A 15,197-nucleotide genomic window follows, 5' to 3' on the forward strand; every position below is an offset into this window, starting at 1 on the left:
AGCGAACGGTCTCTCAGCGTGCCCCGAGCACCAGACCCGAGGTCGGCACACCGGTACCGGCGGTGACCACCACGTTGTCAACGGTCTTCGGCTGGTTCACCGAAGTACCGCGGACCAGACGGACCGCCTCGGCGATGCCGTTCATACCGTGCAGGTACGCCTCGCCGAGCTGGCCGCCGTGGGTGTTCATCGGCACCGCGCCGTCCATCTCGAGGGCACCGGACTTGATGAAGTCGGGCGCCTCGCCGCGGCCGCAGAAGCCGAGCTCCTCCAGTTGCGAGAGGACGAACGGGGTGAAGTGGTCGTAGATGATCGCGGCGTCCATGTCGGAGGCCTTGAGCCCGCTCTGCGCCCAGAGCTGGTCGCCGACCAGACCCATCTCGGGGATGCCCGAGATCGAGTCGCGGTAGTACGACGTCATCATGTGCTGGTCGTCGCCGGCAGCCTGCGAGGCACCGACCACGTGGACCGGCTTGTTGGGCAGGTCCTTGGCACGCTCGGCCGAGACCAGGACGAGCGCCTGGCCGCCGTCGGTCTCCTGGCAGCAGTCGAGCAGGTGCAGCGGCTCCGAGATCCACCGCGACGCCTGGTGCTCCTCCAAGGTGATCGGACGACCGTAGAAGTGCGCCGCCGGGTTGGTCGCGGCACGGGCCCGCGAGAGCACCGAGACCCGACCGAAGTCCTCCGACGTCGCGCCGTACTCGTGCATGTAACGCTGCGCGAACATCGCCACCCACTGTGCCGGGGTGGAGAGACCGAACGGCGTCATCCAGGAGTAGGCGGCACGGTCGGCGTTGGTGTCCATCGGGCGGTTGGCCTGGCCGAGGCCGTACCGCTCCCCCGACCGCTCGTTGAAGGAGCGCCAGCAGACCACGACGTCGGCGAGGCCGGCGTTGATCGCTGCTGCCGCGTGCGCCACCGTGCCTGCTGCCGCGCCACCGCCGTAGCCGACGCGCGAGAAGAAGGTGAAGTCACCGATGCCGACGTTGCGGGCGATGTGGATCTCCGAGCTGGACTCGGCGGTGAAGGTGACCAGACCGTCGACGTCGCTGGGCTTGAGCCCGGCGTCGGCGATGGCCGCGGTGACCGCCTCGCAGCCGAGCTGCAGCTCGGAACGGCCCGACTCCTTGGAGAACTCGGTGGCGCCGATCCCGACGATCGCGGTGGCACCCGAGAGGTTCCGATCAACAGTCACGCTCATGCGTCCTCCTCCGGCAGTTCGACGACGACGAAGCCGCTCGCGTGCGGTCCGTAGCTGTTCATGCCCTTGACCTCGACCGTGACCCGACGGCCCTCGACGGCGGTGACCGAGCCGGTCATCGTCATCGTGTCGCCGGGGTAGTTGGGTGCGCCGAGACGGACCTTGATCTTCTTCACGACCGCGCCGGGTCCGGCCCACTCGACGACGTACTTCTCCACGAACCCGTTGCTGGCAAGGATGTTCATGAAGATGTCCTTCGAGCCACGCTCCACGGCGAGCGCCGGGTCGTGGTGGACGTCCTGGTAGTCACGGCTGGCGATCGCGGTGGCCACGATCATCGTCCGGGTCAGCGGGATCGGCAGCTCGGCGATCTGCTCGCCCACGGTGACCTCGGAGGCCCGCTTGGTGGCGGCGATGCTCATGAGCGCACCTCCGTCTCGGTGAGCAGGGTGCCCAGGCTGGCCAGGGCCGCCGAAGCGCCACCCAGGGTCGAGGAGATCTGCTTGCCCCACAGGAAGTGACGGTGCACGGCGTAGTCGGTGTCGATGCCCATACCGCCGTGGACGTGCTGCGTACGGTGCACCACGTCGAGACCGGCCTGGTCGCACCACCACTTGGCCACCAGCGCGGAGCGCTCGGCGACCCGCAGCTCATCGGCGCCCAGCGTGTCGTCGGCGTCGGCGGCCAGCGCCTGCCACAGGGTGACTCGCATGCCGTCGATGTCGATCCAGCAGTCCGCCAACTGGTGCTGGACGGCCTGGAACGAGCCCAGCGGACGGCCGAACTGCTCGCGCTCCGACAGGTAGGAGGCCGCCAGCCGCATCGCGCCGTCGGTGACACCGACCTGGATCGCGGCCAGGGCGATCGCACCCAACCGCAGCGTGACCGCGAGGGCCTGGTCGCCAGGCTGACCCACGGCGACGCCGAGGGCACCGTTGAGGGTGAGCTCGCCGGCCAGGTCGTAGCTGGTGGTCTCCGAGGTGGCGACCGCGACGCCGTCAGCGGCGAGGTCGACCAGGAAGAGACCGGGGCCGTTCGGTGCGGTCGCGGAGACCAGCACGTGCTGGGCACCGGCCAGGCTCGGCACGACCGCCTTGACGCCGTTCAGCTGGTAGGCGTCACCGGCCGGGGTGGCCGTGGCCAACGGAGCCGTCGTCTCAGCGCCGTCGTACTCCTCCAGCGCCAGCGCGACCCGGCTCTCGCCGGCCGCGGTGCCCGGCAGCAGGGCTGCCTGCTGCTCGGCGGTACCGAACCGGGCGATCGCCTCGGCAGCGACCGCTGCCGACCAGAGCGGAACCGGGGCCACGTGGCGCCCCTGCTCCTCCAGCACCACGGCCAGGGCGTCGAAGCCGAGGCCGGCGCCGCCGTGCTCCTCGGCGATCGTCAGACCGAGCAGGCCGGCCTGGGCCAGCGCCTGCCACAGGACGTCGTCGATCCGGGTCTCGGAGACCTCGATCGCCCGCACCCGATCGGTGTCGGCCTTGCCGTCGAATATCTCAGCCGCCAGGCCGCCCAGGGCCTGGAGGTCCTCGTCAAGGTTGAAGTCCATCAGTTCTCCTCGGTTGCTGCGGCGCGGAAGACCGGCAGGGTCAAGTCAGGATCGGCGTCGATCCAGTCGAGGGTGAGCGCCATCCCGATCGTCGCCTCGTCCGGGCTGACCCCGGCGAGGTTGGCGATCAGGCGGGTGCCCTCCTCGAGCTCGACGACCGCGATCACCAGCGGGTAGTCGAACGCAGGGTGCTTGGGGTGGTGCGCCACGGTGAACGAGTAGAGCGTCGCCTTGCCGCTGGCCTCGACGGTGTCCCACTCGAACGACTGGCACTTCGGGCACTGCGGCCCGACCGGGTGACGGAGCTCCGAACACGCGGCGCAGCGCTGGATCACCAGGCGGTGCTCCTTGGCGGCCTCGAACCAGAACTGGTTGTCGAGGTTGATCGCCGGACGCGGACGCAGCGCCTTCGGCTCGGCCTTCGCCTTCGGCTTGAACCGCAGGGTGCGCCAGGTCTGCGTCGCGACGACCTGGTCGTCGGCGTCGCGGTAGGTCTTCACGGTGGTCACGAAGCGACCGGTACCGAGGCCGGTCTCCTTCTCGGGACCGATCGCGGAGACGACCTCTTCGATGGTGATGTCGTCGCCGGGGATGAGCTCACGCTCGAACTCGAACTCCGAGTCGGTCGCCACCACCGAGGTATAGCCGCCCTCGGCGAGCAGGTCGACCAGCTCGGCGAACCCGGCGCCGGCACCGGAGTCGGCGACCGGGCGGACCGTCTTGGCGTAACCGCGCATCACCCAGGCCTGCACCATCGAGGCCGGGGCCACGACGGCGTCACGGCCGGTGGCGGCTGCGGCGTCGGCGTCGAGGTGGGCCGGGTTGGTGAGGTCGAAGGCCTCGACCCAGTGCCGGATCATCGGCACGTTGACCGGGTCCTGCGACGGCGTCTTGGCGTTGATCACCCGGCCGACGAAGGCGGCCAGGCGCTCGTCGTAGCTGCGCGCTTCAGCTGCTTGCTCGCTCATCAGCGCTTCCCCCTCGGCATGCCCAGGCCCATCGTCGCGATCATGTCGCGCAGGACTTCGTTGACGCCGCCGCCGAAGGTGTTGACCAGGCCCTGACGGGAGAGCTGCTCGACCTGGGCGTGCAGCACCTCACCGGTGGAACCGGCCCGGATCCGGCCCGCGGCGCCCAGGATCTGGAAGAGGGTGCGCTGCAGGTCGATGTGCGTCTCGGTGCCGTACGCCTTGGCGGCGCCGGCCTGCTCGCCGCGCAGGTTGTGGTCGCCCACCGCAGCAGCGAGCTTCCAGTTGACCAGCCGCATCGCCTCAAGCTTGGCGTGGGTGCGGGCGAACTCCTGCTGGACCCACGGCTTGTCGATGACGCCGGTCTCCTTGGCCCACTCCAGCGTCTGCTCCCAGAGCTGGATCATCCGGCCGCCGAGGGCGGCCAGCGCGACGCGCTCGTGGTTGAGCTGCGCGGTGATCAACGACCAACCGCCGTTGACCTCGCCGACGACCTCGCTCTTGGAGACGCGGATGTCCTGGTAGTAGGTGGCGCAGGGGTGGATGCCGCCGACCGACTTGATCTGGCTGTGCGAGTAACCCGGGTCGTCGCAGGGCACGATCAGGATCGAGATGCCCTTGTGCTTGGGCGCGTCCGGGTCGGTCCGGCAGGCCAGCCACACGTAGTCGGAGGTGTTGCCGCCGGTGGTGAAGATCTTCGAGCCGTTGACGACGAAGTCGTCGCCGTCGGCGACCGCGCGGGTCTTCAGCGACGCGAGGTCGGTACCGGCGTCGGACTCGGTGTAGCCGATCGCGAAGACGATGTCGCCGGTCAGCATGCCGGGCAGGTACTTCTTCTTCTGCTCCTCGGTACCGAACTGCATCAGCGTCGGACCGACGGTGTTGATGGTGACCAGCGGGAACGGCACACCGGCGCGCTGGATCTCGTCGTAGAAGATGAACTGCTCTTCGGCGCCCAGCCCGCGGCCGCCGTACTCCTTGGGCCAGCCGACCCCGAGCCAGCCGTCGCGGCCCATCATCTTCACGACCTCGCGGAAGCGCGGGCCACCGGCACCGAGCTCACCCACCGCGCGGCGCTCGTCGTCGGGCAACAGTTGGGCGAAGTATTCCCGCAGCTCTTGGCGTAGCGCCTGTTGAGCGGGGGTCTCACGCAGTTCCATGACACTCCTTGGTTCGCGGCCGGAAGAGGCGTTGAGCGTCAGATTGTCAGGTGAGTAGACATGTGTCAACCGCTCGTCTATTCGTTTGGCTACCGAGCCGTATAGGGTGCTGCCCATGACCAGTCGCCACCGCGTCGTGCAGCGCGTGCTCTCGCCTGCCCGGGCGGCGACCCGCGAGAAGCTGATCGCCACCGTGATCGACCTGGCCACCGAGGGCGGTTACGACGCCGTCGGGATCCGGCAGGTAGCCGCCGCTGCCGGCGTCTCGGTGCCGACCGCCTACCAGCACGCAAGCTCCAAGGACCAGTTGCTGATGGAGGCGCTGATGTCCCTCGGCGAGCGCTCCACCGAGGCGTTCCGGGCCCGGCCACCCCAGGGTGCGACGCCGGCCGATCGACTGGGCGTCGTCTTCGCCCGGATCCTGCGCGAGGCGGGCGAGAAGCCGCTGCTCTACCAGGCGCTCTACCGCGGCTACGTCGCCAGCGCCCCTGACTGGGCCGACGAGGACGGCGTCGTCGGCTTCGGCCCGGAACAGGCCGCCTGGATCGGCGAGACCCTGGCCGGCTCGGAGCACTCCCCCGAACAGATCGCCAGCGCCACCCGGATGCTGTCGATGATGTTCCTCGGCGCCATGATCGGCGTCGCCTCGGGCCGCAACCCCGAAGAGGTCAGTCAGATCCTGGCCGAAGCGACCGCCCGACTGCTGCCGTAACGCTCGCCCACAACGCCGAAAGGGTGGCCACGCCTTCGCATGGCCACCCCTCAGCGCGGTTGATCCGGCGCCGTCAGCTCCGTCAGCGCTGTCAGCGCCGTCAGCGGGTGACGGTCACCTTGGTCTTGGCGGTCGTCGTACCACCCGGACCGGTCGCGGTGACCACGACGGTCACCTTGCCGGTCACCTTCTTCGCCTTCAGGGTGACCACACCGCCGGTCTTTGCGGCCTTCTTGGTGGCCAGCGTCTTCGCCCCCTTCACCAGGGTCACCTTCACCGAGGTCGACGCCGAAGCCGCGGTCACCACCGAGATGCCCCGCTTGGCGAGCACCTTGCTGGAGACCTTCTTCGCCGCTGCCAACGAGGCCGACGGCTTCGCCGGGACCGTGGTCACCGGGAGCTTGCTCGGGGTACGGCCGAGCATCGTGGCGTAGAGGTCGGTCTGGTCGATCACGCCGGTCACGTTGGCGGCCTGCGGACCGGAGGCGGCGACCCGGATCTGGGCACCGGTGTGGTTCGAGCCCGACGCCGAGGTCGAGTAGGCCACCGTCATCGGGTCGCCGTCGGCGGTCTTGACCGTCGCGGTCTGACGGCCCTGGTCGGCACCGCCGACGATCTGCGTCGAGTGGGCGTGGTCACCGGTGACGATGATCAGGGTGTCCGGGTTCTCCGCCTGGAAGTCGAGCGCCACCTGGACGGCCTCGTCGAGCGCCTTGACGTCACCGATCGCGCCGCAGATGTCGGAGGCGTGCTCCTGCTTGTCGATCATCGCGCTCTCGGCCTGCAGGAAGAAGCCCTTCTCGTTGTCGAGCAGCTCGATCGCCTTGGCGGTCATCTGCGCGAAGTCGGGCTGGTTGCCGCGATCGGCGGTCTCGCACCGGGTCTCGGGGCCACCCACACCGGGCGGCGCGGTGGCGACCAGCGACTTGTACTCCGGCGTCATGTTGCCGCCGGTGAAGAGGCCCAGCACCGGGCCGTCCTTGAGTGAGGTGACGGCGTCGAGGCCCGCCTTGTCGCCCACGAAGCGGTAGTCGCGGGTGGTCTCGGCGTACTCCTTGACCGTGGGGCCGTCGTCGGTGGCCTGGTTGTAGCGGTTGAGCCCGCCACCGAGCAGGACGTCGATCTTGTTGTCCACCAACTGCTCCGCGATGGAACCCTTGCCGCCGTTGGCCTTCTTGGCCGGGGCGCAGTTCGCCATGTCGGCCGGACCCTGGCAGGCGCGCGCATTGATGTGCGAGGCCGCGGCAGCGGGAGTCGCGTCGGTGACCTCGGCGGTGCTGACGTTGCCGACCAGCTTGCCGTCGGCCTTGTACTGCTCCAGGACGGTGCCGTAGTCCTCGCCGGGCACGTTGGCCGCGGAGCTCGGGCCCTGGGAGATCCGGCCGTCGATGGTCTTCTTGCCGGTCGACCAGCCCGAGGCGGTCGGCGCGGAGTCGGAGACGTAGGCGATCGGGTAGTCCGGGCCCTCGCCGGCCTTCAGGCCGTGGGTCGTCATCGCGCCGGTGAACGGCAGCGCGTCCAGGCCCTCGAAGCGACCGCTGGCGCCCTTCTCGTAGTTGCGGGCGGCAGTGATCATCGAGTCATCCATGCCGTCACCGATGATCAGGATGACGTTGCGTGGCTTCGCCGGGTCGATCTGACCAGCCAACTCCGCAGAGCGCTCCTTGGTGAAACCCTGCTCGACCGGAGCGATCTGAGCCTGGGCTCCGAACGTTCCGACCAGGACCACTCCAGCTGCGGCGGCGACCGCCAGACCCACGTGCTTGCGTCGAGGCACGACACTTCCTTTCGTCTGTTTGTGCCTGCACGCAATCGCGCGGAGGCGAACGCGAAAGCCCACCGATACGACGATCAGATGACCGCCATGTGAAGAGCAGCCGGTCGACGGGACGACCAATGGTCTGGACCAGAACGATGGTTGCCAAAATTTCGGCTCCGGCCCGCCGATAGTGCTGACATGTCGTCTCCCTCCGCGCGGCCAGCGGCCCGCCTCCTCGCCGTCCTCATGAGCATCGCCGTGCTCCTCGGAGTCTCCGCGCTGCTCGGTGCCAGCGCTCATGCGGCGCCGGCGACCGTGACCGGGTCGGTCTACGACTCACTGGGCGATCCGCTGAGCGACGTCACCGTGCAGGCGCACCCGCATTCCGACCCTGCGTCGGTGGCGGCCAGCACCACCACCGACGTCGACGGCGGCTACACGCTCGCCCTGTCGGCGGGCAGCTACACACTGACCTTCACCCGCGCCGGGTACGACCCCGGATGGCTCGGCATCGAGGAGCCGGCCGTGGTCACGGTCGACGCCGACGGCGGCGTCGCCCTGGACGGCGAGCCGGTCGAGGAGGGCCTGCTCGACGACGTCGTCCTGGTCTCCAGCACCGTCCACGCGCTCAGCGGGACCGTGCAGGCGCCCGGCGGCCAGGCACTGGCCGGGATCACGGTCGGCCTGTTCGCCGACCCCGAGGACGAGGAGCCACTGGCAACCACCAGCACGGTCGCCGGCGGCAACTTCACCCTTCCGGTCCGCAGCGGCATCTACTACCTGCGCTTCACCGACCCGGCCCACGGCTACGTGGACCGCTGGTACGGCGCCGGCGAGCCCGAAGCCGTAACGGTGAACGGCGACCTGCCCCTCGGCGCGATCACCCTGACCGCCGGCAGCGCCAGCACCGCGTACCCGATCGCCGGGCGGGTGAGCGACGCCCTCGGCGTCGGCATCAACAACGTCACGGTCACCGTGACCGGGGTCGGCGCCACCCAGGGCACCGCGACCGGGACCACCGGCGGCGTCGACGACGCCGCCGGCAGTTATTCGGTCCCGGTCCTGCCCGGGACCTACCAGGTGAGCTTCGCGCGGACCGGCTTCCTCACCGGCACCTACGGCGGGCAGGTCAGCGTCGCCGTCAACGGGTCGCTGAGCGTGAGCCCGGCCGACGAGATCCTCAACAACCAGCTACCGGAGATGGTGCTCGCGAGCACCCCGTTCACGGTCAACGGCACAGTCGCCGACGCCACCTCGAGCCCGCTGTCGGGAATCACGGTCCGCGCGCACGGCGACGAGGAGCCGATCACCGGGATCAGCAACGGGTCCGGCAACTACCACCTCGCGCTGCCCATCGGTGCCTACAACCTGGAGTTCACCGACCTGGACCAGGTCGCCCCACACTTCGTGACCGCGTGGCTGGGCGGCTCGGTCCCGGAGACCGTCTGGGTCGCCCAGGGCGGCGTGGTCACCATCGAGGACGGCGAGCCGATCTCCACGCTGCCCACGATCCGCCTGGCTCAGGCCGACGCGACCACCACCTATTCGGTGCTCGGCGCGGTCGAGGACGTCAACGCCGACCCGATCGACGGCGTCACCGTGACCGCCACGCCGATCCCCGGCACGAACCCGATCGGCACGGTCGCCAGCACCGTGACCGGCGCCGTTCCTGGCGACGCCGACGATGGCCAGTTCGAGCTGGCGCTGAAGGCCGGTAGCTACCAGATCACGGTTGCCGCCAACGCGGAGTTCGCGGCCGGCTTCCTGGCCAACGAGGAGGCGGAGCCGCCCACCAAGGCACGCGTCGTGGTCAGCGCCGCCGGGGTCACCGTCGATGCGGAGCCCGTGCTGGGCGGCGAGGTGGGCGTCGTAGTGCTCCAGGGCACCGTCCCGTACCCGGTCGCAGGCAGCGCCACCGACGGCGAGGACGGGGTCGGTGGAATCACCGTGGAAGCGGTCTCCACCGACGACGGCGCTGTGATCGCCACCGGTGTCACCGACTCCACGGGGGCCTTCGCCTTCACCGGCGCAGGTACCGCCGCGACGACCGCGCACGGCCTACGGATCGGCACGTACAAGCTGCGCTTCACCGACCGCACCAGCAACGCCGTCCGCTACCGCGACGCCTGGTTCGGCGGCGAGATCGCTGCGGAGGTGAAGGTCGGCCAGGGTGGCGTCGTCACCGTGGACGGTGAGTCGACGCCGTTGCTGACCCGGCTGACCGCGGCCAGCGCCGACTCGACCTTCGACGTGGTCGGGCTGGTCTATGACCCGTACTACGAGCCTCTCGACGGCGTCACCGTGACGGCCTCGCCGTTGACCGGCGGCGATGCCGTGACGGTGTTGACCGGCCCGGATGCGACCTTCGGCGACGCCGGGGTCTACCGGCTGGCGCTGCGCCCGGGCCGGTACCGCCTCGCCTACAGCAAGGCCGGCTATCAGACGGAGCAGTTGGTCCACCCGGAGACCGGTTCCCCGGTCACCGTGACCGTCGGCGCCACCGGCACGATCACCGCGCCGGGTCTGGAGTTGTACGACGGGCTGATCGACGACGTCCAACTGTTCCTTCCGGCGGCGGTCTTCGCCATCAAGCCGAAGCTGACCGGCAAGGTCGCGGTCGGGCAGACCCTGACCGTCGACCCCGGCTCCCTGGTGGGCGCCGACATCGACAAGGACTCGGCCTGGGTGGAGTGGTTCTTGGACGGCAGGCCCGCTGACGATTTCGCAGCTGGTGGCTGGGGCCAGAAGTTCAAGGTCCCCGTCACCGCGGGTAACCGCGCACTGACCTACACGCTGACCATCGACGACCCCGAGGGCCTACGTGCCTCGACGGTCTTCACCAGCAAGCCGGTGACCGTGCCCAAGGCACCCGCCTCGGTGAAGGCGTCGGTGGCGAAGGCCAAGCTGACCGTCACCGTCACCGTGCCTACCTGGAGCAGGCCCACCGGCACCCTCGTGGTCAAGGACGGCAAGAAGGTGATCGCCACGATCACTCTCAAGCCGAAGGCCAAGGGCAGAGCGACCGTCAGCCTCGCGAAGCTCAAGCGTGGCAAGCACAAGCTGACCGTCAGCTACACCGGCCCGGCCAACGTGCAGTCCGCCAAGACCAAGCTGAAGTACAAGAAGTAGCTGTAGGTCCCTAAGTGGCGTCTGGCTCCCTGATGGTGGGAGCCAGACGCCACTTAGTCGTTGAAGCAACAGCAGAACGGCCCGCCCTCAGGTGAGGGCGGGCCGTTCGTGGCTCAGATCAGCTGCAGCCGGAGGTGCTGCCGCAGCCTTCGCAGACGTAGCAGGAGCCGGCGGGGCGCATCTTGGTGCCGCAGGTGAAGCAGAGCGGCGAGTCGACGGCGGTGCCGGTGATCTTCTCCAGGAGCTCGGCGGTGGTGTGCGCGGTCTGGGTCTCGACCACCGTCGCCTCGATCACTGCCTCGGCCTGGGCAACCGGGGCGGCCTCGGCCTCGGGCTCGGACTTGAGCGACTCCAGCTCGCTGGCCTCGGTCAGCTCGTACGAGCCGGTCTCGAGGTGACGCTGACGCTCCTCGGCGGAGTAGATGCCGAGCATCGACCGCTCCTCGAAGGACAGGTAGTCCAGGGCGAGGCGACGGAAGATGTAGTCCATGATCGACTGCGCCATCCGCACGTCCGGGTCGTCGGTCAGACCGGCCGGCTCGAAGCGCAGGTTGGTGAACTTCGAGACGTAGGTCTCCAGCGGCACGCCGTACTGCAGGCCGATCGAGACCGCGATCGAGAAGGCGTCCATCACGCCGGCCAGGGTCGAGCCCTGCTTGCCGAGCTTGAGGAAGACCTCACCGAGCTCGCCGTCGTCGTGCGCACCGGAGGTCATGTAACCCTCGGCGCCACCCACCGTGAAGGAGGTGGTCCGCGAGATCCGGCTCTTCGGCAGGCGCTTACGGGTCGGGCGGTAGACGATCTTCTCGACGATCTTCGCCGGGGCGTCGGCCTCGGCGGTCTCCTCGACGGTGGTGTCGGCCTTCTTGGCCTTGCCGTCGGAGAGCGGCTGACCGACCTTGCAGTTGTCGCGGTAGACAGCGGTGGCCTTGAGGCCCAGCTTCCACGACTGCAGGTAGATGTCCTCGATCTCCTCGACCGTGGCGGTCTCGGGCAGGTTGACCGTCTTGCTGATCGCACCGGAGAGGAACGGCTGGGTGGCAGCCATCATCCGGACGTGGCCCATCGGCTTCAGGGCGCGCTCACCCATCGCGGTGTCGAAGATCTCGTAGTGCTCGGTGCGCAGCCCCGGAGCGTCGACCACGTGACCGTGCTCGGAGATGTAGGCGACGATCGCCTCGACCTGCTCAGGCTGGTAACCCAGCTTCACCAGCGCCCGCGGGATCGTCTGGTTGACGATCTGCATCGAGCCGCCGCCGACCAGCTTCTTGAACTTGACCAGCGAGAAGTCCGGCTCGATGCCGGTGGTGTCGCAGTCCATCATGAAGCCGATGGTGCCGGTCGGCGCGAGCACCGAGGCCTGAGCGTTACGGAAGCCGTTGTCGGCACCGATCTCCTGGACCTTCGCCCACTCGGCGGTGGCCAGCTTGTGCACCTGGGCGTCCGAGACGTGCAGGGTGCGGACGGCGTCGTTCGCGGCCTGGTGCTTACGCATGACGCGCTTGTGGGCCTCAGCGTTGCGGGCGTAGCCGTTGTAGGCACCGACGACACCGGCCAGCTCGGCCGAGCGACGGTAGGAGGTACCGGTCATCAGCGAGGTGATCGTGGCGGCCATCGAGCGGCCACCCTCGGAGTCGTAGCCCAGACCCATCGCCATCAGCAGGGCGCCGAGGTTGGCGTAGCCGATACCCAGCTGGCGGTAGTCGACGGTGGTCTTGCCGATCGACTCGGTCGGGAAGTCGGCGAAGCAGATCGAGATGTCCATCGCGGTGATGATCAGCTCGACGGCCTGCGCGAAGAGCTTCGCGTCGAAGGTGTCGTCGTCCTTGAGGAACTTGAGCAGGTTCAGCGACGCCAGGTTGCACGAGGAGTTGTCCAGCGACATGTACTCCGAGCACGGGTTGGATGCGGTGATCCGGCCGGTCTCCGGGTTGGTGTGCCAGTCGTTGATGGTGTCGTCGTACTGCAGACCCGGGTCGGCGCACTCCCAGGCGGCCTTGGAGATCTTCTTGAAGAGGTCACGAGCGTCGACCGTCTCGATCACCTCGCCGGTGCCACGGGCACGCAGGCCGAACTCGGTGCCGTCCTCGACCGCACGCATGAACTCGTCGGTGACCCGCACCGAGTTGTTGGCGTTCTGGTACTGGACCGAGGTGATGTCCTTGCCGCCGAGGTCCATGTCGAAGCCGGCGTCGCGCAGCGCGCGGATCTTGTCCTCTTCGCGGGCCTTGGTCTCGACGAACTCGACGATGTCCGGGTGGTCGACGTCGAGGACGACCATCTTCGCGGCACGACGGGTGGCGCCGCCGGACTTGATGGTTCCTGCGGAGGCGTCGGCACCGCGCATGAAGGAGACCGGGCCCGAGGCGGTGCCGCCGGAGGTCAGCAGCTCCTTCGACGAACGGATCCGGGAGAGGTTCAGGCCGGCACCGGAGCCGCCCTTGAAGATGAAGCCCTCTTCCTTGTACCAGTTGAGGATCGAGTCCATCGAGTCGTCGACCGACAGGATGAAGCAGGCCGAGACCTGCTGCGGGGACGAGGTACCGACGTTGAACCAGACCGGGGAGTTGAACGAGAAGTACTGGTGGACCAGCAGCCAGGTGAGCTCGTGCTCGAAGAGCTCGGCGTCAGCGGCGGAGGCGAAGTAGCCGTGCTCCTGGCCGGCGTCGGTGTAGGTCTTCACGACGCGGTCGATGAGCTGCTTGAGGCTCCACTCACGGGCGTCGGTGCCGACGGCGCCGCGGAAGTACTTGGTGGTGACGATGGTGGAGGCGTTGACCGACCAGAAATCGGGGTACTCCACACCGCGCTGCTCGAAGACGGTCTCGCCGGTCTTCCAGTTGGTCTGGACGACGTCGCGACGCTCCCAGTTGAGCTCGTCGTAGGGGTGCACTCCCTCAGTGCTGAACACCCGCTCGATGGTCAATCCAGCGGTCTTCTGTCCGTTGTTCACGGTCTCGGTCATCTTTGGTCCAATCCCCTTCGGCCGGTAGGTCTTTCGCCCTTTATTTCTTTTCACCCTGTACCGCTTCGTGCTGCTTGATCTCTACTGCGCGATCCGTGCTGGTGGTGCTCGGTCTCGCACCGCTCCCTACGCGGCAGCGGTGCGTCACCTTCTACGTGGTGCCACCCGGCACGCAGCTTCCCCACTACGTGCCGGGTGAATCTGTGGCGTCAGCCCGATGCGGAACTGACGCGCTCCATGCGGAGCATGGCGATCTCGGACTCGAAGTCCTCTGCCGATTCGAATGCGCGGTACACACTGGCGAATCGGAGGTAGGCCACCTCGTCGAGCTCGCGCAGTGGTCCCAAGATGGCGAGGCCGACCTCGTTCGCCGGCACCTCTGCCCATCCTTCTGAACGGAGGACATCCTCAACGGTCTGCCCCAGGCAGGCCAGTTGGTCCTCGCTCACGGGGCGCCCCTTACAAGCCTTGCGGACGCCGGACACAGCCTTCTCTCGGTTGAACGGCTCGGTCGCTCCGGACCTCTTGAGCACGGTCAACTGCATCTGTTCCACTGTGGTGAACCGCTTCTCGCACGAGGGGCAGGTCCGACGACGCCGGATGGCGCCACCGTCGTCCGCCACTCGGGAGTCAAGGACGCGGGTGTCGGTGCTGCGACAGTACGGACAGTGCACGACAACCCTTCCTGCGCCTGTGGATAACTCGGCTTTCCTTGTGAATCCAGCGTCTCTATCTGTGGAGCAAACGCCGCTACATGTGGAAAAGCACAACCGTGTAACTACTAGATGTAGTGGTAACCGTACGTGCTGCCACAACGCGTTGCAAGTCCCCTCGCCAGCTTTACTTGAGGGGCTCCGATGACATAAAGAAACCGCAGGTCAGGGTGGCACCGACCCCCGACAGAACCCCGTCCAGGCGGCGTGTCGGCGCAAGATTTGCGGTCGCCTCCAGAGCTGGTGATCCCGCGAAACGAGACGAATCCGACATCCAGACGGTGGTACCGCCGTCGGCCGCCACAGCCAGTGCGATCTGGGCCACCTCCCCTGCCTGTTCCGGCCCGCCACGACCAGGGGCCTGACACAATGACCGGGTGGCAACAGCAGGGAAGCGGACCGGATCGCGACGCGGACGCAAGCAACGCTCGCTGCCGTCGCGTACCGCCGTCCTGCACTGTTTGGGCGTCACCGTGTCGGTCGTGGCCTGGGGCTACCTGGTCTATGCCGCCATCGATTTCGGCGCCACCGCCCGCGAGGGCGACGGCCGCGCCTGGGGCTTCCTCGCACTGGCCTGCGTGGGCGCCGCGGCCTGCCTCTTCGCCGGCCTGATCCTGGGTGCGAAGGTGCTCCGACTGGTCGGCATCCTGGCTCCCCTGGCTCGCCCCGAACCGGTCGACCCACCCCTGCCCGGCTTCGGTTCGGCAGAGCCGCGCGAGACGCCGCCCAGCTACCGCGACGCCGCGGAGCTCGAGGATCCGGCGCCGACCGCCACCATCCCGACCCAGGCCGATCCCACCCAGGACGACCCGGCGCCGACCGCCACCATCCCGGCCCAACGCCCCGACCAGCAGCCGGCCGGCACTCCGCGTACGCCCGCGCGTTACCAGGGAAAGCGGGTCGCCCGCTGACCTCAGGGTCGACGGACCAGGTCGCCCGACATCAGGGCTGACCCCATCCCCGGTGGCGAACCCGCGCGCCAAGAACAGTTAGGTGAGGCTAACCTCTTCTTGCGCGGTCCGGCCGAGACTCCGTGCCCGA

General features: G+C 68.5%; 11 protein-coding genes. 3 read left to right on the forward strand and 8 right to left on the reverse strand.

All coding sequences use genetic code 11. The features are described 5' to 3' along the window. Positions 1–13 precede the first annotated feature (13 nt). From ACLM5J_RS00935 to ACLM5J_RS00955, 5 genes are read right to left on the reverse strand one after another with little or no spacing between them, the layout of a single operon-like run. Entirely contained in the window at positions 14–1,201 is a 1,188-nt protein-coding gene (locus ACLM5J_RS00935) for a lipid-transfer protein (RefSeq protein WP_413654126.1), read from the reverse strand. Further along, positions 1,198–1,623: a MaoC family dehydratase gene (locus ACLM5J_RS00940; RefSeq protein ID WP_413654127.1), complete on the reverse strand. Its 426-nt coding sequence runs from the start codon at positions 1,621–1,623 to the stop codon at positions 1,198–1,200. The genes ACLM5J_RS00935 and ACLM5J_RS00940 overlap by 4 nt, the downstream gene beginning before the upstream one ends. Then, a complete protein-coding gene (locus ACLM5J_RS00945; RefSeq protein ID WP_413654128.1) occupies positions 1,620–2,750 on the reverse strand; it encodes an acyl-CoA dehydrogenase family protein in 1,131 nt (376 codons plus the stop codon). Before ACLM5J_RS00945 ends, ACLM5J_RS00940 begins: the two co-directional genes overlap by 4 nt. Beyond that, on the reverse strand, positions 2,750–3,718 hold the full coding sequence (locus ACLM5J_RS00950) for a bifunctional MaoC family dehydratase N-terminal/OB-fold nucleic acid binding domain-containing protein (RefSeq protein WP_413654129.1): 969 nt from the start codon (positions 3,716–3,718) through the stop codon (positions 2,750–2,752). The genes ACLM5J_RS00945 and ACLM5J_RS00950 overlap by 1 nt, the downstream gene beginning before the upstream one ends. Further along, complete coding sequence (locus tag ACLM5J_RS00955) at positions 3,718–4,878, reverse strand: acyl-CoA dehydrogenase family protein (protein WP_413654130.1); 1,161 nt, start codon at positions 4,876–4,878, stop codon at positions 3,718–3,720. Before ACLM5J_RS00955 ends, ACLM5J_RS00950 begins: the two co-directional genes overlap by 1 nt. Positions 4,879–4,993: 115 nt before the next feature. Between ACLM5J_RS00955 and ACLM5J_RS00960 the strand changes: the two genes are divergently transcribed. Further along, positions 4,994–5,590 (forward strand): TetR/AcrR family transcriptional regulator, encoded by a 597-nt coding sequence (locus ACLM5J_RS00960; protein WP_413654131.1) that lies wholly within the window; start codon positions 4,994–4,996, stop codon positions 5,588–5,590. 100 nt (positions 5,591–5,690) lie between these two features. Here the strand turns inward: ACLM5J_RS00960 and ACLM5J_RS00965 are convergent, their stop codons facing one another. After that, entirely contained in the window at positions 5,691–7,367 is a 1,677-nt protein-coding gene (locus ACLM5J_RS00965) for an alkaline phosphatase (protein ID WP_413654132.1), read from the reverse strand. A 180-nt stretch (positions 7,368–7,547) separates the two neighbouring features. Between ACLM5J_RS00965 and ACLM5J_RS00970 the strand changes: the two genes are divergently transcribed. After that, complete coding sequence (locus tag ACLM5J_RS00970) at positions 7,548–10,478, forward strand: carboxypeptidase regulatory-like domain-containing protein (protein WP_413654133.1); 2,931 nt, start codon at positions 7,548–7,550, stop codon at positions 10,476–10,478. Positions 10,479–10,596: 118 nt separating this feature from the next. On the opposite strand, the gene ACLM5J_RS00975 is transcribed toward ACLM5J_RS00970, so the two are convergent. Both ACLM5J_RS00975 and nrdR read right to left on the reverse strand, forming a co-directional pair. After that, positions 10,597–13,443 (reverse strand): vitamin B12-dependent ribonucleotide reductase, encoded by a 2,847-nt coding sequence (locus ACLM5J_RS00975; RefSeq protein WP_413654134.1) that lies wholly within the window; start codon positions 13,441–13,443, stop codon positions 10,597–10,599. Between the two features lie 209 nt (positions 13,444–13,652). After that, positions 13,653–14,117, reverse strand: a complete 465-nt coding sequence (gene nrdR, locus ACLM5J_RS00980) for a transcriptional regulator NrdR (RefSeq protein ID WP_413654135.1) — start codon at positions 14,115–14,117, stop codon at positions 13,653–13,655. Positions 14,118–14,533: 416 nt separating this feature from the next. On the opposite strand from nrdR, the gene ACLM5J_RS00985 reads away from it, so the two are divergent. Next, a complete protein-coding gene (locus ACLM5J_RS00985) occupies positions 14,534–15,067 on the forward strand; it encodes a hypothetical protein (RefSeq protein ID WP_413654136.1) in 534 nt (177 codons plus the stop codon). Positions 15,068–15,197: the final 130 nt, after the last annotated feature.

Origin of the sequence: Nocardioides sp. Bht2, from assembly GCF_047308515.1 — a bacterium.
Taxonomy (GTDB): domain Bacteria; phylum Actinomycetota; class Actinomycetes; order Propionibacteriales; family Nocardioidaceae; genus Nocardioides.

Coding starts and splice junctions, on each gene's coding strand:
- ACLM5J_RS00935 (WP_413654126.1), bottom strand. CDS start 1,201: ATGAGCGTGACTGTTGATCGGAACCTCTCGGGTGCCACCGCGATCGTC.
- ACLM5J_RS00940 (WP_413654127.1), bottom strand. CDS start 1,623: ATGAGCATCGCCGCCACCAAGCGGGCCTCCGAGGTCACCGTGGGCGAG.
- ACLM5J_RS00945 (WP_413654128.1), bottom strand. CDS start 2,750: ATGGACTTCAACCTTGACGAGGACCTCCAGGCCCTGGGCGGCCTGGCG.
- ACLM5J_RS00950 (WP_413654129.1), bottom strand. CDS start 3,718: ATGAGCGAGCAAGCAGCTGAAGCGCGCAGCTACGACGAGCGCCTGGCC.
- ACLM5J_RS00955 (WP_413654130.1), bottom strand. CDS start 4,878: ATGGAACTGCGTGAGACCCCCGCTCAACAGGCGCTACGCCAAGAGCTG.
- ACLM5J_RS00960 (WP_413654131.1), top strand. CDS start 4,994: ATGACCAGTCGCCACCGCGTCGTGCAGCGCGTGCTCTCGCCTGCCCGG.
- ACLM5J_RS00970 (WP_413654133.1), top strand. CDS start 7,548: ATGTCGTCTCCCTCCGCGCGGCCAGCGGCCCGCCTCCTCGCCGTCCTC.
- ACLM5J_RS00975 (WP_413654134.1), bottom strand. CDS start 13,443: ATGACCGAGACCGTGAACAACGGACAGAAGACCGCTGGATTGACCATC.